Source organism: Paenibacillus sp. MSJ-34 (genome assembly GCF_018918005.1).
Lineage (GTDB): Bacteria > Bacillota > Bacilli > Paenibacillales > Paenibacillaceae > MSJ-34.
In genome coordinates this window covers 1-19,434 of the sequence record NZ_JAHLPR010000055.1, presented here as the reverse complement: position 1 = coordinate 19,434, position 19,434 = coordinate 1, and the positions used below count along the sequence as shown (strand labels likewise).

The 19,434-nt window shown below is 48.6% G+C and carries 17 protein-coding genes; 5 read left to right on the top strand and 12 right to left on the bottom strand.

All coding sequences use genetic code 11. The annotated features are described in order from the left end of the window. Positions 1-11 precede the first annotated feature (11 nt). Positions 12-854 (top strand): carbohydrate ABC transporter permease, encoded by an 843-nt coding sequence (locus tag KQI79_RS23165; RefSeq protein WP_216540685.1) that lies wholly within the window; start codon positions 12-14, stop codon positions 852-854. 470 nt (positions 855-1,324) lie between these two features. Here KQI79_RS23165 and KQI79_RS23160 read toward each other — a convergent pair whose 3' ends face one another. The 5 genes from KQI79_RS23160 to KQI79_RS23140 are packed head-to-tail and all read right to left on the bottom strand — an operon-like array spanning position 1,325 to position 4,851. Beyond that, positions 1,325-2,641 (bottom strand): DUF6080 domain-containing protein, encoded by a 1,317-nt coding sequence (locus KQI79_RS23160; protein ID WP_216540684.1) that lies wholly within the window; start codon positions 2,639-2,641, stop codon positions 1,325-1,327. A 28-nt stretch (positions 2,642-2,669) separates the two neighbouring features. After that, positions 2,670-2,987 carry an EamA family transporter gene (locus KQI79_RS23155; protein WP_216540683.1) on the bottom strand — a complete coding sequence of 106 codons (318 nt, stop codon included), beginning with the start codon at positions 2,985-2,987 and terminating at the stop codon, positions 2,670-2,672. After that, complete coding sequence (locus KQI79_RS23150; RefSeq protein ID WP_216540682.1) at positions 2,977-3,306, bottom strand: EamA family transporter; 330 nt, start codon at positions 3,304-3,306, stop codon at positions 2,977-2,979. Before KQI79_RS23150 ends, KQI79_RS23155 begins: the two co-directional genes overlap by 11 nt. Further along, positions 3,294-3,923, bottom strand: a complete 630-nt coding sequence (locus KQI79_RS23145) for an HAD family hydrolase (RefSeq protein WP_216540681.1) — start codon at positions 3,921-3,923, stop codon at positions 3,294-3,296. The genes KQI79_RS23150 and KQI79_RS23145 overlap by 13 nt, the downstream gene beginning before the upstream one ends. Before the next feature lie 49 nt (positions 3,924-3,972). Further along, a complete protein-coding gene (locus KQI79_RS23140) occupies positions 3,973-4,851 on the bottom strand; it encodes a decaprenyl-phosphate phosphoribosyltransferase (protein ID WP_216540698.1) in 879 nt (292 codons plus the stop codon). Between the two features lie 216 nt (positions 4,852-5,067). On the opposite strand from KQI79_RS23140, the gene KQI79_RS23135 reads away from it, so the two are divergent. The 3 genes from KQI79_RS23135 to KQI79_RS23125 all read left to right on the top strand — a co-directional run bounded on the left by KQI79_RS23135 (position 5,068) and on the right by KQI79_RS23125 (position 8,373). Then, positions 5,068-6,978, top strand: coding sequence for an LTA synthase family protein (locus KQI79_RS23135; protein ID WP_367398234.1), 1,911 nt, complete (start codon positions 5,068-5,070; stop codon positions 6,976-6,978). A 149-nt stretch (positions 6,979-7,127) separates the two neighbouring features. Then, complete coding sequence (locus KQI79_RS23130; RefSeq protein WP_216540680.1) at positions 7,128-7,484, top strand: cupin domain-containing protein; 357 nt, start codon at positions 7,128-7,130, stop codon at positions 7,482-7,484. A gap of 115 nt (positions 7,485-7,599) precedes the next feature. Next, positions 7,600-8,373: an AAC(3) family N-acetyltransferase gene (locus KQI79_RS23125; protein ID WP_216540679.1), complete on the top strand. Its 774-nt coding sequence runs from the start codon at positions 7,600-7,602 to the stop codon at positions 8,371-8,373. Between the two features lie 64 nt (positions 8,374-8,437). On the opposite strand, the gene KQI79_RS23120 is transcribed toward KQI79_RS23125, so the two are convergent. The 5 genes from KQI79_RS23120 to KQI79_RS23100 all read right to left on the bottom strand — a co-directional run bounded on the left by KQI79_RS23120 (position 8,438) and on the right by KQI79_RS23100 (position 15,664). Further along, on the bottom strand, positions 8,438-8,902 hold the full coding sequence (locus KQI79_RS23120) for a DUF420 domain-containing protein (RefSeq protein WP_216540678.1): 465 nt from the start codon (positions 8,900-8,902) through the stop codon (positions 8,438-8,440). 28 nt (positions 8,903-8,930) lie between these two features. Continuing rightward, positions 8,931-9,575, bottom strand: coding sequence for a DUF2306 domain-containing protein (locus tag KQI79_RS23115; protein ID WP_216540677.1), 645 nt, complete (start codon positions 9,573-9,575; stop codon positions 8,931-8,933). Between the two features lie 57 nt (positions 9,576-9,632). Beyond that, positions 9,633-10,667 (bottom strand): DJ-1/PfpI family protein, encoded by a 1,035-nt coding sequence (locus KQI79_RS23110; protein WP_216540676.1) that lies wholly within the window; start codon positions 10,665-10,667, stop codon positions 9,633-9,635. Positions 10,668-10,840: 173 nt separating this feature from the next. Beyond that, positions 10,841-11,407, bottom strand: coding sequence for a hypothetical protein (locus KQI79_RS23105; protein WP_216540675.1), 567 nt, complete (start codon positions 11,405-11,407; stop codon positions 10,841-10,843). 189 nt (positions 11,408-11,596) lie between these two features. Next, positions 11,597-15,664, bottom strand: coding sequence for an S-layer homology domain-containing protein (locus KQI79_RS23100; RefSeq protein ID WP_253298358.1), 4,068 nt, complete (start codon positions 15,662-15,664; stop codon positions 11,597-11,599). 515 nt (positions 15,665-16,179) lie between these two features. On the opposite strand from KQI79_RS23100, the gene KQI79_RS23095 reads away from it, so the two are divergent. After that, positions 16,180-16,395: a hypothetical protein gene (locus KQI79_RS23095; protein WP_216540673.1), complete on the top strand. Its 216-nt coding sequence runs from the start codon at positions 16,180-16,182 to the stop codon at positions 16,393-16,395. 746 nt (positions 16,396-17,141) lie between these two features. Here KQI79_RS23095 and KQI79_RS23090 read toward each other — a convergent pair. After that, positions 17,142-18,323, bottom strand: coding sequence for an MvaI/BcnI family restriction endonuclease (locus KQI79_RS23090; RefSeq protein ID WP_216540672.1), 1,182 nt, complete (start codon positions 18,321-18,323; stop codon positions 17,142-17,144). A gap of 99 nt (positions 18,324-18,422) precedes the next feature. Then, positions 18,423-19,265, bottom strand: coding sequence for a hypothetical protein (locus KQI79_RS23085; protein WP_216540671.1), 843 nt, complete (start codon positions 19,263-19,265; stop codon positions 18,423-18,425). Positions 19,266-19,434: the final 169 nt, after the last annotated feature.

Genomic DNA, 19,434 nt, shown 5'->3' with positions numbered 1-19,434 from the left:
GGGGGAGACTTATGAATCAAGGACTGTTGCGCGCGGCAAAGCTGCTGGTCATGGCCGTGTTGGCTTTTGTCGCGCTGCTGCCGATCGTCTGGATGATTCTCGGCTCGTTTCGCAGCCATGAGGAAATTTTCCGGTACTCAAGCGAGTTGGAATGGAGGACTTTGATTCCGGTCCAGTGGACGCTGGACAACTACAGGGCCATCTTCACCGACGCGGTCAAGCCTTTCGGGCGTTTCATCGCCAACACGCTGACGGTGGCGGCGCCCGTAACATTGTTGTCGCTATTTTTCAACTCGCTGGCCGCCTTCGCTTTCGCCAAAATGAAATTCCGGTTCAAGAAAATCATCTTCGCCGTGTTCCTCTCGGCGCTTGTCATTCCGGGCGAGGTGACGCTCGTTCCCACGTATTTGACCGTGAACCGTTTCGGGTGGATCGATACGTATACCGCCTTGATCGTGCCGGCGATCGTCTCGGTGTTCAGCGTTTTTCTGCTCGTCCAGTTCTTCTCCGATATTCCGCGCGAGCTGCTGGAAGCCGGGCGGATTGACGGGGCGTCCTGGTTCGGCATTTATCGGCAAATCGTCTTGCCCGCCTCCGTGCCGGCGCTTGTGACCCTGGCGATCATCACGTTCCTGGGCCAATGGGATTCTTACCTGTGGCCGCTCGTTGTCATTAACGACCAGGACAAACAAATGCTGCAAGTCGCGATCGCGGCGTTCTCCAACGCCCAGGTGACGGAATGGGGCCGAATTCTGGCCGCCGACACCGTTAGCTCGATCCCGATCCTGATCCTGTTCGTCTTCTTGCAAAAATACTATGTCCGCGGCATTACCATGTCCGGCATTAAAGGGTGAGCTTGGCGACTCGATCGACGTCCTCCGATAGGAGGGCGGTTTTTGCTTGGGGAGGGTGGGCTGTTTAATTCGAACGCGTCGGTTCCTTTTTGCGATTCGGCCTATCATCGTAACTCTTTATGAAGCCTTCTGTCGATATCCCTCTCGCTCAGTCGGTTAAGGTACGAATCATGGGACTGCCTACTACTGGATTGAACAAATTTACATATCAAGCAAAATAATGAAACGAAACAAGGGCGTTACTTACCAGTATGCGACGGCTTTGATGAAACGTATCGGCATCGGCGACAAGACCAACGGGTTCCAAGGGCAGGGAATCGCTCCGGACTGACCCGGCTATCGAATTGCGGTCAGACCGCAAGCAACCGACCTTTCTGAACGAAGGGGATTTCGGCAAAAGGAGGAGAACGATTACCCAAATCGGCTTGGGAACAACAAATGCTCACCCTAGCCTGGCCGAGCCGGAAAGATCATGGTTCCGGCCGAGCGGCGCTTTCTAGTTGCAGATCCGTATACGCTTGCTTGATGTGATGCAGCGCTTCGCCATGTTTGACGATGTTGTTGCCCAGTGTGGCCAGTGCGAACAATAGAATGAGGACGAGCAGCGCCGTTTTGGCGATTCCGCCTTTCAACCGGTTGATGAATGTTGCACCAAGCAGGAAGATGGCGAAAAGGAAGTGGCCGGCGTACAAATACATATCATACTTGAACGCTCTTAGACCGAAACCGACGACGATATGCAGCAGCAGGGCGAATATAATAAAAGATGCCAGCACCCACGCTTCCCGCGTCTTGATTCCCCGGATGAACCCGAGCAAAGCCAGAATCAATAGAGCAGCGCCTATCATATGCACGTAAAAAGGGTAGGGACGAGCCAGATCAGTTGCAACGGCGACAATCCCCGGATCGATCATCGCGACATCCGGCGTGAGCACAGGGCTGACGCCAAGCATATAGAAGGCCTGCCAATGATTGACGAACGAGAACGGAGCGACATAGCTGAGGCCGCCACTAGCCAAGGTAGCCGTCCAACTGGTAACCCAGGAACGCCCGTCAAAGACGAGCCATTGCAGCGCCGTAAACGCGACGACCAGCAGCAGGGCGACGGCAACAACCGAACCGAAGGCTTTGAACGTCCGCTTGTCGCGGCGGGCGATGCCGTTGAAGAGCATAGCGCCCGTTAACGGCACGATATTCGTCGAGGTCATGGCAAAGTTGACGAAGGCCAGCGATGCGTATGGGCCCGTTCGGATGGTTGGAGCTGCTGATTCCCGGCTGTATTGAAAATAAAGGACGGACCAAATGAGCATCCATTGCACGTAGGGATAAGAGTCGGGGATCATGGCCGTAAACAAATTATACGAGCTGATGCCGAAAAACGCGGCAAACCCGATCGCCAGTACATTGCCCGCTTCGCTGTTGCGCAAGTAATAATAGATCAGCACCGCGCCAAGCGCGTTGACGGCCGATTGCAGCACGAGAAAAAACAGATTGCCTCCCCAATGGGAAGCGATATAGGCGAGCGAACCGGCCAGAAAGTTCATTAGCGGATGAATGATCGAAATATTGTAATACCCATAATACATGGACGGATCGAAGTTGAACAAATTCAGCATAAACGGCGCCCCGTAGAACGGATTATGCTCCGCCAATACCGCCGCATTGTCCTTGATGAACGCCAGGAACGGAAGATCCATCGCGATATAGAACACAGTAAGCGCGACGAATAACGCTAACGCTTTGTAGTTATCTTGTCTGTTCCGCAGCAAGTATCCGAGAAATTTCATCGTTACCACCCATCGTAGAAAGTTTTTTTTATAGAATTAATAAGAGCAGCCCTGAAACGATGCAGGCGACGCCGGCAATTTTGAACATGCCGATCGTTTCTTTGAAAACCCATTTGGCGAGCAGCAAGGCCCAAATAAAGGTGAGCGCGTTGGCGGGCATCACGACAGTATAGGGAAGCTCTCTCAGCAAATAAATATTGAGAAGGGCGCCTAGCCCGTAGAACATACAGCCAATTAACAAGGTGACGATCTTGCGATGAAGCGAGAACTTTTTGAAGAAGACGCTGCCCAGCGCACCGAACAAGGTCATGACAGGGAGCAAGAAGAGCGGCAGATTACTTATCATAGGATGTCAAAGTCACCCCGATCCCGAGCAGCGCGACGGCCGCCGCCTTCTTCAACGTAATGTCTTCCCCGAGAAAAAGATCGCCGTAAACGAGCGCAAAAATATAGCTGACGCACATAAGCGGATAGGCGACGGACAGCTTCTCCAGCGCAAAAGCTTTGATCATGAACAGCGCTCCTGCGCCATAACATAGAAAGCCGACGGCCATATAGATCAGGTTCGCATGCCCCCATTTCCAGAAGAGCTGCCCCGTAGCTGTGAGAAAAGCGGACACGATCATCAGCATTTTGCCGGTATGGCGGCGGTTTAACTTTTCCATCGTAGTTCCTCCAGTTCCGGACTGTATTGATTGATCAGGTACCGGTTCTTCACGAGCAGGAACATCGGCATATCCGACAACGAATCGGAGTAAGCCGCGGAATGCTCATAATCGATCCGGATGCCGGCTTCTTGCAAGTACCGATGGATACGTACCGCCTTCTCATCTCCCTTGCAATTGCCGCCTACGATGCGGTTGGTATAGCGCCCATTGCTGCAGGCCAGCTCGGTTCCGATCACCTCATCGACGTCAGGCAGCTTTTTGAAATATTTCATGTAGGCGTGCGGAGAAGCGGTCACGAGCAGCACATGACAGCCGCTTTCTTTCCTGCGTTTCAATTCTCTCCGTGCGTCCCCGTATAGATTGGGTTCCAGGACGGAGTCGTAAAACTCCTCCAGTTCGGCTTCGCCGAAGAAGCGGATGGCATAGAAGAAGGAAGCCTTCACCTCCTCCACCGAAATAAGGTTAAGCTTATAAAGCGCCGTTTTCCATGCGATGGCCAATAGATTGAATATGGTCAACGGCTTCTTCCTGATCCCGTACCAGACGAACAGAAACATCGAGTCGTTCCGAATCATCGTTTTGTCGATATCGAATATTGCTACTTTTTGCTCCATTATCCTCTTCCTTCTATCTCATAATCTTCCATCCCTGCGCTCGCATTGCTTATTCGAAGAACGCCAGAATAAACACGACGCTGACGACAAATAGAATCGCGGTAACCAGAATATGCTTGTCCTCGAACAACACCCGATCCGGGGAGCCGCCCTTATGCTCGATATGAATGAGATAGAGATACCTGAAAATCCCGTAGATAACCAAAGGGATCGTCCACATCAAATGGATGGTGCGTCCGGACGTAAAGGTAAACAAGGAATAGCTGATGATGGTCGCTGTCGTCACAATGCTGTTGAGTTGATCCAGCAAGGCGAAGGAATACTTCTCCAGCACTTTGCGGTGCGTGCCCTTGCCGATTTCCAGCAGGGACAGCTCATGCCTTCTCTTGCCGATCGCCAGAAACAAGGACAGCAGCATCGTACAGATGAGAAACCAGGGCGTAAGCGGGACATGAATAACCAGTCCGCCCGCAATGGCGCGCAATACGAAACCGGCGGCAATGACCATCATATCGACAATGACGACATGCTTCAGCGCGAAAGAGTAAGAGACATTGAGCGCAAAATAGACGACGAGCACCAGGGCGAACAACGGATTGAGAAACCATGCCGCGATGAATGAACCAAGCAGCAGGACGGCGCCGAACGCCAGCGCGAGCCGGGGATTCAGCGCCCCGGACGCCATCGGGCGATTGCGCTTCACCGGATGATTGCGGTCGGATTCCCGGTCCGCGTAATCGTTCAGAATATAGACGCACCCGGCTACAAAGCTGAATAGCAAGAAGCCTGCGATCGAATCCAGCACTTTCACGAGATTGATCGAGGTAAAGGAAAACAGCAGCGCTGCGAAAATGAGCAAATTTTTCGTCCACTGATGCGGTCTTAACTGCAGGAACAGGAGCCGCGGTTGGTTGGCTTGATTGGTCATGGCTGTTTGCACGGACGATTCCTCCTTAGCTGCATTAAATTGATTCTACTAGTAGACGATTCAACCATAGAAAAAGTTTATATTATTTTCGATGTAAATAATCAACAGATTTGTCATTGGAAAAAACATTGGAAAATTGGAAAAATCAATGGCTTGGAGGGGAAACGCGAAGGTGATATAATCTTGAACGACTTCTGAGAAAGGACTTACAATGAAGTGAACGATGTACCGCTTAATCAACGCAAACTTCTGCAGCCTGTCCGCAAGGTGGAGACCGGCCGCGTTCCGCTATTCTATTGGATGGCGATCTTGTTTCTATTAAAAATGATGCTGCTGCGCTACTTTTTTTACCAGGAAATCGTATGGACCCGTCTGGCCGCAGATGCTGCCGCTTTGCTGGCACTGTTGAGCCTGGTCGAACTCGTGACGCCGTTGCGGCGGAAGGCGGCCGTGTATTGGCCTTTGAATGCAGTCTATTCGCTCATATTATTTGCAGCAACGTTATACTTCGAGCATTTCAACTCGGTTCCGACGTACACGGCTTTGTACGCCCTGCGTCAAGTTGGGCAAATTACATCCAGCGTTCTGGAGACGATTCAGCCTAGCAACGTTTTGTTTTTTGCGGATCTTATTATCGTTGTGCTAGTATGGATATTCTGCAAAGTTCGCCATTCTCGGCTGCCTGCGAGCAAATCCGTCAATAAAATCGGCGTGCTGATTGCGCTTGTCGCCGGTTTGGCCTTGTCCGTCCGATTCATTCAGGCAGGCATGCCGATTCAGAACGAGCTTACCGCGGCGGAAAAAGAAGGCTTCTTAAACTATCAGATTTCCTCGGCGATCAAGAGTGCGAAAGACAATAGCATCGCTGTGACGGGGAATACCGATGAAATTGCGGATGAAATCAACCGATTGCAGTCATCCTATTCCTATTCGGCCGAGAAGGGCGAAGCGCCTGCTTACTTCGGCGCCGCGAAGGGCAAGAACGTTATTGTACTCCAATTGGAGTCGTTTCAGAATTTCCCTATTAATCTATTGGTGGAAGGGAAGGAATTGACGCCGGTCTTGAACAAGCTGGCGGCGGAAGGATTCTATTTTCCCCATGTGTTCCAGCAGATCGGCAACGGCAATACTTCCGATGCGGAGTTTATGTCGAATACGTCCATCTACCCGACAGGCAAAATCGCCATGTCAACAGGGTACGGGGATCGCAAGCTCCCTAGCCTGCCGCGGCTGCTGCAGGAGAGGAACTATGCAACGAGCACATTCCATGTGAACGATGTGACCTTCTGGGATCGGGACAAGCTGTATCCGGCGATCGGTTTCGATCATTATTACGACAAGCCGTTTTACAATGACGATAAGTTCAACAACTTCGGCGCTTCGGACGAAGAGCTGTATCGGGCCGGCGTCGAAAAATTGGCGGAGACGAGCAAGCAGGGCAAACCGTTCTATGCGCAGTTCATTACGGCCTCCAGCCATCATCCGTTTCTGGTGCCGGAAGACCGCCGCAAGATCGCCCTGCCGGATGCGATGAACGATACGCAGCTTGGCGATTATCTGTACGCGGTCAATTACACGGATTATGCGATCGGTACGCTGATTGACCGGTTAAAGGAGAACGGACTATGGGATAACACCGTGCTTGTCATGTACGGCGATCACTATGGCTTGCCGGCGGAGCATAACGATCCGCAGACCATTCGCGATTTGCTCGGTATTCATTATGATTCGCAATTATCCCGTTTTAATATACCGTTGATCATTCATATGCCGGGCTGCGCCGAGGGCAAGACCGTCGAGACCGTGGGCGGGCAGGTCGATATGATGCCGACGCTTGCCAATTTGCTGGGCATTTCCTTGCCCGACGAGCCATTCACGGCGTTCGGCCACGATCTGCTGAACATCGATAAGAACGTAGTGGGGATGCGTTATTATTTGCCGACCGGTTCGTTCTTCAACAACGACGTTTTGTTCGTTCCGGGAACAGGTTTTGAAGACGGCGAAGCCATCTCGATCAAGACGCAGGAGCGGGTCGCCGATCTGACGCCGTACCGCGCCGATTACGAGTATATATTGAAGCTGATGGAGCTGTCCGACCGGTATGTCGGGTCGCTGCCGAAGCGTTAATGTGCAGCCTATAAGCTCTGCTGTGACGATCGTCATGGCGGGGCTTTTTTACATTGATTTGCGGAGTATTTGATTGAAGGATGATATACTTTATACCAAAGCATCAGAGAACATGGAAATGCACTTTTAAAGTAACGAGGAGGTATATCATGGAATTTTATAAATTTGATAAAGATAGCGGTAAACATATTTCAAAATTCAATTCTAATTTCATTATGTCTCGTATTCTTCAAACGGATAAGGCAACTCATATCGGATGTCTGCACTTAGATGAAAACGGTGTTATTGGGTATCACCAGGCAGTTGTATCGCAGCTTCTTTTAATTATGCATGGAGAAGGATATGTAAGAGGCGAAAAGGAAGAGTATGATAAAGTGCAGGGCGGAGACGCTGTGTTTTGGGAAAAAGATGAATGGCACGAAACAAAGACAAGTACCGGATTAACCGGTATTGTCATTGAAGGTGATGACTTAAATCCATCATTGTTTATGCCTCTAAAGAAATAATGCGGCTACAATCATTTTCATCCCTGCGATTTTCGGCGTTTTCAAAGGGCGAGCGTTTCTCGATAGATAGAAGCTGATATAATAGGAGAAGCATGATAGAAGCGGAGGGAAATCTATGCATACCAAAGAGAGCCTGATGCACGATCTGGAACAATTGCGGATTCCCGGCAACGGGACGCTGCTCGTGCATTCTTCGTACAAAAGTTTAGGCCATGTCGAAGGAGGGGCGGATACGGTTCTGGATGCTTTGTCTGCCTATATGCGGGACGGGCTGCTGGTGCTGCCGACGCATACATGGTCCACGATCAATGCGAACAATCCGAAATTTTATGTGGCCGATTCGCCGGTTTGCGTTGGCATTTTGCCGGAATTATTCCGCAAGCGCCCCGGGGTCGTGCGCTCCTTGCATCCTACGCACTCCGTAGGGGCTCTAGGGAAAGACGCGGAAGTTTTCGCAGCAGGGGACGAACGATTCGATACGCCTTGCGCTCGAGGCTCGGCGTGGGGGAAGTTGCTCGATCGGGAAGCTCATATTTTGCTATTGGGCGTCGATTTGCGCAGAAACACGTTCATTCACGGCATTGAAGAGTGGGTTGATATACCCGGAAGAATGACGGATGAACGCGAGCAGCTCTACACCGTATTGCCGGATGGCACCGAAATTGCGGTACCGTCGCGCAGACATTGCGGATTGAATTGGTCGGAGCATTTCTGGAAAGTGGAAGACGCTTTGCTGGATTCCGGCGCCATGGTCTATGGCCGAATGGGCGATGCGCAGGTGCGTCTATGCGATACCGTTCGGATGACCGAAGTGATTACCCGATTGCTTCGGCACGATCCGGATTTGTTCTCCGACAACGAACCGTTAGCATTTGAGGATTTGCTTTAAAAGTAACAATAAATAGGCCGTCTCCGGAAAGGATGCGACCTATTTTTTTGTTTTCAACCTTGCCTCACCAGCCGAAAATGACATCGAATACGGGCTTTGTATGGCCGCCCGGGTACATCACATATAATAGTACGTACACCGCTGCACCGGTAATCGCAGTGACAAACCACATGACCGAAGTAACGCGCCCCCATTGGCGGTGCTTGGCATATCTTTCTTTGAAGCCGAGGACAATCGTTGTGATGCCGAATACGGCTGCGACCGTCGCCAGGACAATGTGGAATAGCAGAAACACCAAGTAGTAGGGCTTCAGGCTATCGGGACCGCCCCACTCCGTATTTCCCACGAAGATGGTGCGCGATACGTAAACGATAAAAAATAATGCCGCGAATACCGCTCCGGCCAACATAACCTTCTTGTGCGCATCCAGCTTCCGCTTCGCCGCAAGGTTCCAACCGATCGCGACCAACACGGCGCTAATGACGATCAAGCAGGTACTAATCGTCGGAACGATGGTGTAAATAGACATGGATCCCCACCCATTCCTTTCTGTTGATTTACTTGTCGATCACCGCGTTGGGTTGGCCGATCATTCTGATAATCACGTTAGGAATGGCCAGCAGCAGCACAAGGGAGCCGTAAACGCCAATGGTATAGCTGGCAGCATAGACGAAACCGAATCCCTGATGAAAAAGGGTGGTGATGAGATGAATCGACATGTTCGTAAAACAAAAGGCATAGCTGCGGATCATCCAGTTCCGGTGCCGGGCGATCCGCTTCTTTTTGATCTGGACGAGCGCGATAATGGTGATGATCGGCCATATGATGTTGAGCGCATTGAACCCCATGCTGCTTATTTTGCCTCCGGTGGCGTAAGGGGCCATGTACCCGGAGGTCAGCACGACAAGCAGTACGGACACGAGATACACGTAGCCGTTGATGCGATGGAACATGCGGCTTCGCTCACGGATCCGATTCGAAAAGTTGATCAGCCCCGCCGCCATGGCAATGCAGGCGAAGGCAACATGAACGTACATCACGTTTAACCACACAGGAAGATTCAGCTCGCGCTTCAGCCCGGTTTTATGGCTTAAAAATGCTGCGGCTTCAGGATCGATCAAGTAATTTTTCACCAAGGCGTACAAAATAAATAGAATGCTTACACCGGCCAAAAGACCGTATAATGTTCTCTGTTTCTTCATTTGGACGACAACCCCCGAGGCTCCATATTTCGTGCGAATAACTACATTTCGGCCAGGTTAGGAAAGACGCTTGCCTGTTAGTCTGGATGCCGGCAGCAGGCCGGCCTTGGCGACTCCGGTCATTTCATCTCCGTTGACGACCACTTCGAATTTCAGATTCAAGCGCATCGGTTTCGTGATTTGCAGCGACCAGGCAAGCGTGTTGTCCCGCAGTGCGGGATGCATAAACTCGACCGTCTCATCCCCTTGGATTGCCTTGCCTTGGATCGTCCCGTTACCGGTTGAAATGGAGAGCCTGACGTGCATTTTGCCAACCGGCGTAGCGATGACCGTATCCCAATCCCCGTCGAAGACGGATGCCTGTGCGGTTGTATTAGGCAGTTTGCCGGGGGAGATCGCCGCATCGTCTGACGCGAGGTTCGGTTCGTCGCCCGCCGACGCTTGCCGCGTATTAGGCGCCATTCCTGTTTCTCTCCAAACCGTTCCCCTGCGTTCAAATTCGAATAATTGCTCTACTTCGTGTGCGATGCGCGGCCCAAGCTCGCGTTCCACCAAATACAGCGCGACATCGAGTCCCGAAGTGACGCCGCCGCCGCTCACCAGATTGCCGTCGTCCACTACGCGCGCCGCGACGGGAATGGCCCCGGTCGCTCCCAGCACATCCATGCCCAGATGATTCGTGACCGCATGTCTGCCTTCCAGCAGCCCTCCCATGGCCAGCAGCAGGGAACCGCCGCATACCGTGGCGACGACGATGTCTTTGCGCTTCAGCGCCTGCCCCATCATTCCGGTTAGTGCCGTATTCATAGCGCGATTCAGAATAGCCGGGATCGACTCGGGGCCGTCTCCTGCGACGGGGCCGGACGCGCCAGGCACGAGAATGATGCCCGCAAGTTCGGGATTCAATCTGCCGCTTGCCGCAATGGGCAGCCCGTTGATGCCGCTAGGTACGGATCTCGGCCCTTCGGCGGTGACGAGTTCCACGCTTAACGCGTTCTCGGCAAACATGGCAGCGGCGCTAAAAACCTCGTATGGCGCAATGGCATCCAGCAGGTCGAAGCCATCGAAAAGTACGATTTGAACATGCAACATAAAGAAATCCTCCCTATTCAAGTCAATTTGTCTGTTTACCATAACAAACGAATATCTCAAACGAAGTTGGAAAAAGTCACAAAACCATAAACAAATCGTCACAAAACATGGGGGCAAAGAGAAAACCGCGCTTGATTGCGCGGCTTTTCATCTTATATGACCCATATCGCCTCTCAATATAAATACATAATTGCTTGCAAGTCGCTTACATACAAATACACGACGGACCCATCATCGTTATATCCCGCTGAAACAAAATAATGATCTTGAAGCGTTTTAAAGTCTTTGTTTTTGGAAGATATCTCTGCGAGAAATTTTTGGTTGCTAACATCATAAACGTAATCAATGGAATGAGGCTCAGTTTCCCGATCGATCGCGTATTTTTTACCGTATAACGTAAACACATCTTGCTTCAAGTCTCCTACCTTTGAACCGCGTACGGTACGATACATTTTTTCGGAACCTTCGGTTAAACGAATCAATGCGACTGTTTTTCCTTCTCTGTAGATGATGTCAACGCCATGATCGTATTGATAAAAGAAACTGCTTTTTTCTCCCTGCCCCAGAACCTTCTCCGCCTCCTCTCTTTCCATTCCATAACAGACCTTCTGTTTCTCATCCATTGTAATAATACATAGGTCGCTTTCGGAAAGCGGCGTATCCGGCTTAAATCCTCCATCCCCACTACACCCCGTAAAGAACAACAATAGAGCTATGATCGTTACATATTTGAGCGGCATGTCTTCCTCCTACTATTTTTCCTAAAGTTTACCATGATACTTGAAATTTTAGTAGGAAATTGTTGAGAGGTGTCGAGTAGGGAGGTTCACTTCGGAAGTCGCGGGGAATTTTCGTTGTCTATGACGTAGAGCCACAAAAAAAAGAAACCAACGCGGGATAAAACATCCCAGCGCTGGTTTCCGATCGATTTACTTCACATATTCAAGAAGTCTTATAACAAGCGTGACGGCTTCCGCCCGGGTCGCCACTTGCCGGGGAGCGAAGCGATTATTGCCAACTCCTCCCACAAGCCCTGCATCGACCGCGGCAGCAATATACGGCCTCGCCCAGGCCGGAATATCCTTCGCATCGGTAAAGGCAAGTTTTGCTGCAGAATCGGGACGAATCCCCCCGGCGCGAACGATCATCGCCGCCAGTTCCGCCCGGTTCAACGGCTTATGCGGACCGAAAGTGCCGTCCTTGTAGCCGCTGATGATGCCTGCTTCCACGGCTTGCGCTACGGCATCCTTCGCCCATGAAGGAATGTTGCTCGTATCCGTGAATGTCAGCGGAGTGCCGCCTGCATCCAAATTCAAGGCGCGTCCCAGCATCGTAACGAATTCCGCGCGCGTCACTTGCCGATTCGGCCGGAAGGTTCCGTCGCCGTAACCGTTCACGAAGCCCGCCGCTACACCCTGGTCGATGGCCGCTTTGGCCCAATGCCCTTCGGTATCCTTCAGCGCCGGCGGGTTCTCGCGGCCTGATCCGGTACCTGGATTGCTTCCAGGCTGAGAGCCTGTGCTTGTGTCGCTGCCCGGATCCGTCCCATTGCCGGAATCCGAACCTTTATCCGAATCTGGTTCCGATCCGCTTCCCGAACCGGAACCAGCCCCCGTGTTGCTGCCTGTTCCTGAACCGGACGTTCCCGAACCCGGCGTCCCTGAACCCGGATTGCCCGGCTCGGGATTCGGCTTCGCGACATCCTTCTTCACGATGCCGAATTGATCTACGATGAACGGCTGTGCGTTGTTCTGGTTCTGATCGATTTCATACGTCACGGCTGTCAGTTTGCTGCCGTCAATGGTAATGCCGACGAAATTTTGCACTTGGCTGCGCATCGGACGCCGATTGTCTTTCGGGTCGGGACCGTATTTGGCCGCATGATTTTCTTCCGCCCGTTCGAACAGGCTGTAGTACGCATCCCCAAGACTTGGGCTCGGGTTTTTATAATAGACCTTCGGGCCTGCGGTGGCCGGGATCAAATAGATCGTACCGTCCGGATTGACCGAGTATTCAATCTTCTCTCCGTTCAGCGTCTCCGTAATTTTTACAGGCTCTGTTGCTTTGCCATTCGGCTTGATCGGTTTGGTACGAGCATAGATATGATCATGACCCTGCAACACAAGATCGATGCCCAGCTCCGCCATTAACGGAGCAATTTGGTTGCGGACGCCATTCGCTCCCATAATATCGGAATCCGTCGCATGATTGGAAGTGGTGTACGGACCTTTATGAATGTTGACGATGATCCACTTCGCTCCGGCTTTTTTGGCCTGCTGAACATCTTGTTTGAGCCACTCCACTTGCTCGACCGAGAAATTGTCATACGTATCCGAATCTTCATTGGAATTCAAAATAACGAAATGCGCATTGCTGTAATCGTAAGAGTAAAAGGCTCCGGTCTCGGTTGCCGAGTTTTCCGGCGGCAGTACATTAAAGTGTTCAATAAACGCATAGTTCTCATCCTCGTGATTGCCCGCGGAAGGCGCTAACGTCGTATGGAGCAAGCTTTCCTGCGAGTGTCCCAACAGCCAATTCCATTGTTCTTCCTTGACGCCTTTATCGACAATATCGCCATTGTGCACGACGAATTGCGCTTCCGGCACCGTAGCCAACGCTTTGGCGAGCGTCTCGGATGAAAGTATCGCTTCCTCTTCGTTCTTCGCCTGCGTATCGGCCAGATCGATAAACGTGAACGCGCCCTTCTCCGGTGCGGTCAAGAAGGTTCCTGTGTCGCTCCAAACGTCAAGCGCCGCATCGCCTACGCGGAAAACATAGGACGTATTGGGCTTGAGCCCTGTTGCTTCCGCTTTATGCACAAGTTCTGCAGGCGAATTCGTAGAAGTCGCGGAACGCCCTTGGAACGAGATCGCATTCGCAAAGTCAGGGGCGGCGGCAGACTTCTCCACAACTTGAAGATCGCTGCCGGTCACCTGCTCGGAAGTATACCAGGTGAAGCCCTTGGATGTCTTGGTGTCGCCGTGGAACGTAACCGTCACTTTGCTCACTTTTTCCTCAACAGGATCCGGCTTCGTCTCTTTGGTAATTCCGAATTGATCTACGATGAACGGCTGTGCGTTGTTCTGATTCTGATCGATTTCATATGTCACGGCCGTCAGCTTGCCGCCGTCGATGGTAATGCCGACAAAGTTCTGCACCTGGCCTCTCACCGAGCTGGTTGTATCCCCGTACTTGCGGGCATGGTTCTCTTCCGCGCGCTCGAACAAATTGAAATACGCGTCTCCGAGTTCCGGCTTCTGGTTCTTGAAATACACTTTGGCGCCTGCGGTGGCGGGAATCATGTAGATCGTTCCATCGGGCTTCACCGCATATTCGATACTCTGGCCGTTCAGCGTCTCGGTAATTTTCGCCACGTCTTCAGCGGTTCCGTCGGATTTGATCGGCTTCGTCCGCGCATAGATGTGGTCATGGCCTTGCAGCACCAGATCGATCCCAAGCTCGTTCATGAGGGGAGCGATTTTGTTCCGCACGCCGTTCGCGCCAATGATGTCGCTGTCGGTGGCGTGATTCGAAGTCGTATACGGGCCTTTATGGATATTGGCGATAATCCATTCCGCTCCCGCAGCTTTCGCTTGCTCGACATCCTGTTTCATCCATGCCACTTGCTCTGCGGAGAAGTTGGCGTATTCCGGCGAATTCTCGTTCGAGTTGAGCACGATGAAATGCGCATTGCTGTAATCGTAAGAGTAATAGGCGCCGGTAATCGTCGCGGCGTTGTCCGGCTGTTGTACATTGAAATGCTCGTAGAAGGCATAATTCTTGTTCTCGTGATTGCCTGCGGACGGCACAATGGTGGTATGCAACAGGCTGGATTGCGAATGGCCCAGCAGCCAGTTCCATTCCTGCTCCGATGTGCCGTTCTCCACCACATCCCCGTTATGAACGACAAATTCGGCTTCTGGGATGGCGGCAAGCGCTTTGGACAAGGTAGCTGCGGACAGCATGGCCTCGCTTTCGTCCTTCGCTTGCGTGTCGGTCAAATCAATGAAGGTGAAAGCTCCATCCGCCGGCGCCGTCCGGAAGGTGCCCGTCTCGCTCCAGAGGTCCAGGCTGGAGTCGCCGACTCTGAAATAATAGGAGGTATCCGCCGTTAAACCTGTCGCTTCCGCTTTATGCACATGCTCTCCCGGGGAATTGGAAGAGACCGAAGTCCGCCCTGTGAATACTTGGGCCTGGCTGAAATCCGGCGCTCCGCCTTGATTCTCGACCACCTGCACATCGCTCCGGAAGGAGCCGAGCGGCGTATACCATGTAAATCCTTTCGCGCTAGTCGCATCGCCGTAGAAGGTTACGGTCACCTTGCTGATTTCAAGCGCCGGAGCCTGAACTAACGCTGTAAGCTCCATATCGAAGTAGAGGTCCGAACTGCTGTCGCTTTGCTGATGAACCTCGACCGCAATTTCGTTATTGCCGTCCTTCAAATAGGACTTCAGCGGCTGCGTCAGATCCACATTTTCATATAGCACCGGAAGATCTTTGTTTGAGATGGCTTTGGTGGAATACGTAATTTCGCCTTCCGGCATGCCGAAGCGGCGCACCTCATGCCCGTTCACATAGATCACGGCCCCGTCATCGATGCCGAAGGTGCCGAGAAGCTGTCCGTACCCATCGATCTCATCTTTATTCACTTGAAGATTCGTACGGAAATAGGTGGTGCGATGTTTGAGTTTTTTGTCCGGACCATAGCCAACTTCTGTGTTGAGCGGCCCAAAGGCGGAGGTTGCAATGCCGCTGCCATTATCCTTGTATCCGAATGGAGCAAACCCGGAATCCCAGAGGGAATCATCATACGTGGCTCTCCAAACGCTATTCAAATCTTGGCCCTGATCAAAATATTTCCACTCGCTGTTCCGCTCCAGCAGAATCATCGGCTCATCCTGCGTTGCCGCTTCCGCCGCAGGCGAGGATCCGAATCCTGCCAATAAACCGAACACTAGCGCCGTAGAAAGCAACATCGATAATAGCTTTTTGTACATGCGATCGATCATCTCCTTTTATTGTCGTAGAATGCGTTCCAACCTCTCAAACAGGTCTAGCATAACAAAGGGAGATCAATCGATTGTCATCGGGGGGTAAAAGGTGTGTAAAATTTGGTTGATTGAGCCAGGGGGTTATGGATCATCGCGTTAATGACAATGGATCATTACGCTGTTTTATATATGTAAACAAAAAGAAATAGGCCGCCCATTGGGAAAGGTAACGGACCTATTTCTTTCTCCGGCTTTTCCAAAGCCTGCCGCCTTTGAAGCGGCTATTGTACTGTGCGGGAGTCGGTAGCAGCCGGCTCCCTTAGTTTGGTGAAGTATTTGTTGATTTTAAAATACCATATTATTGATGAAAAGAAAATAACATAGGTCGATCCCGTTTCAAAATGGATGTTGGGTCGAAGTTGTCGGTTAACTCTTGTTTATCTGATATCGTTGCCATTGATAGGCCGATGTCAAACATAAGACTAGGAAATTGCATTTTAAAAGCTTATAGGATATTATAAATGTTGGATGATAAAAGAACCTCCGTTTTTAATGTTTCTAACAATTACACTAATAATTTGGAGGTTTTTGAAATTATGGAAAAGGTAGTTAAATTAAATTATAAAATCGATATGCAAATAGATCCTTCTATGAAAGTGTCCGTTCAAGTAAAGAAGGAAGAAAAAATCGTTATATGCCCATTCGTACAACAAAGAAAAAAAGGAATCGGTAAGTAGATCCTTTAAGCTGGACAAAAGGGATTAGTTGTTATTCGGAGCTCTTTCTTTTATCATCCTCTTGCAACACATCATGCAAGAGGATGATAAAAGTAAAATAAATAAAATCTCGCCACTTACAAGAAAGTGGGGAGATTTTTTTGTTTTATTCAAAGAATAAAAAAGTGTATATGACTGCTGTTATCTTAGGTAAATAAAGCTATTTTGAAGTAGATAATTATTCTTTTTATACAATAGATTGAATGAATTCTTTTTATTTTACATTTAATTTTCGAATAGGTCTTTTCTATTTTTTATTTTCTACTAACTATATATTTCGCCGTTTTAAGAATATTATCATATGGAACAGTGCCTATGTTGGCGTACTTTTCATTAAAGATAGTGCCTTTGGATAAATCCCAGCACGATACATAATTGATTTGAGGTATTGGAATTATAGAATGTTTATAGTCAGACAAAGTTCTGAAAATAGGAAGCAGTTGAGTTATATTCTCTAGTTTACCGTATTCCAGAAAAATTATATGATTTGTTGCAGTGTCAAAGCAGAAATTAGAGATTATATCGAGGCGTTTTCTACTAGATAAAAGAGAGTTAGGAAAGAGATAGACTACGGAGAGACGGTGATTCCCTATCTCCAGCTCGTTTTTCCAAAAACAGCCGCTTATGAAGCGGCTTACAAATACGGGAGTTGGTTGTAGCCGACTCCCGTAATCACTTAATTATACCAGCATTGCCTCAAATCTTAATTACAAAGTTATATCACTCGTTTCACCGAAAAGTAAATTTCTGTTTCGGGGCGCAATTCTATAGCAATGACCTTTATCCTTATAACCAGTTCTATCTGTACGAACTCTTCCGCGCCAATCGTAAGTAATAATACCTTGGTTAATTAACGTTGTAAATTGAGAGAATATAGGTCGTTGAGTAAGTTGAATATGATTATAGTTAAAATGTATTTCACCATTAATTACTTTTTCCTCGGCAACTAACCAAGCAGTTTTAGGATGTTTTTCTTGAAGCTTATGCTTGACTGCTGAGTATTCCCAAGAACAGACTTCATTAATTATTCCATTAATCATGCTTCTTTGATAGATTATTTGATCTTCATCATCTGCCACGAGAAAAAGGCCTTGATTGTTTGGAATATTGCTTACAGTTACATACAAATCATAATAACCACTATATTTATTGCTAGGGTATCCATATTTTAACATGATATCTGTAGAACTTTTAAGCTTGCTGATATCCCAGTTGGGAACCATACTAAATAATGTGTCTAGATTTCCCCCACCGGCTCTCTTACATTTTAATTCGATAGCCCCTTTAAAATCAGCTTTGGCGATGCTATTAGGGCTTATCCCCAGATAGTTCTCTAAGGTTTCACCAACATCTTTTGGACTTCTTTTAAATGGAGACACACTTCTTATCCATTGGTTTGATATTATTGAAAGATGTTGCATTAATTCTTCTAGAATCAAATAATCGTCATTACCTCCAAAATATTGCGGCAACAATATTTCCAGCGACTCTCTAGTGATAAGGGGAATAACAACAAGATTCCCTTTAAATACAGTAAAATAGATTAATGTTCCTGACGAAATAAATTTTTTTAAATCATAAATCCAGATTCTTGGATCCCCAAGTTTTGTCTCTGGCCTGTAAAAGCTAGTTTTCAAATTAACTATATTAGGGCCCAGAAACACATGAGACTCCTTGAAGATTTTATAATCAGGACCCTGAAGCACCTTATCATAATTAACAATATCATTGTCTCTTAAGATCGTTCTTAAGGGACCCGAAGCATCAATGATACTTTTTTTAAGCATAGTGGGGGTCATTCTAATTAAAGCAAATTCATTTCTACAATACTGTTGTATCAATTGAATTTTTTTCTGTTCTTCTTCATCTGGTAAAAAGTATGGATTCATTTAGGATCACCTTGTTTTTTCTGTTATATATTAGTAGCACAGCTATTGAGTTCACATGTACGGGTTGCACATACGTTTTCTTTGGCAGTATTCACTCAACTAAACAAGATTGAAATAGGAGTACACTGTACCTAATTGGGGTATTGCATTGTTTAAGGTTGGCACAAGCCCCTTTGTAGAACCTGAAGCAAAATTCCTTCCGAATATCTCCTTCACTGAACTAGCAACGGCAGGAAGTGTAGGCAATCCCCAATAATTCCCACCAGATAAATGATGAACCCTTTGAACTGCTATCCCATCAGGTTTAAACTCTTTTTTTATAGTTGGTACCGTAACAAAAGAATAAGAGAACTTTTGAACATTTCTAATTGAAAATGCAGAAGTCCCAATTGAAATAAGATGTCTTGAAAATCCAAGAGATGAGTAAATCATATCCCATAACATTGGAATCTGAGCATTATCGTTCCAGTTTGTTTTGCACTGGATTATCCCAATCTCACATTCATTGAAATCTCTTTCTACAAGAGCATCTACAACAGGATTATATTTGAACTTATTATTCCTGCTGCTTGTAGTAATAAATTCTCCATTATTATTTTGAATAACAATGTTAAACTTATCCATTATTGTATATTCAGGCTTGTCTGGAAAAGTAATTGCTATCAAATCTGATTCGGTTGTAGTGGGAATAGTACCATATTTAACCGTAATCGCTTCCTTTATCGGAAGAGGAATCAAATTCTTATTATATTTAATTACAACGGTCCGACTTTCAAGCAAGCAAAGGTTCATATACCAACATATTAACGCCTCCCAGCCTGCGCCACTAGAAGAAAGGTCACCTTGTTCTCTACCACCGACTGCAGTGGAAAAGAACACGCTTTTTAGATGATCACCTAAATCCAAAATGTTTCTTGCGTTTATTGCAGGTAAATAACTCATAATTTCTGTCTTCCACGTAGACCAACATTTACGAACTGTACTAATGTCAACCTAAATTTCGAAAGCCCGTAATATCAAACACTGAATATAGTGGATCTGCCTCGCGGACTGTAAAAAAGTGGAGGTTTCCCAGTTCGTTCGGTTCAAGTCAACATTATGTGGATACACT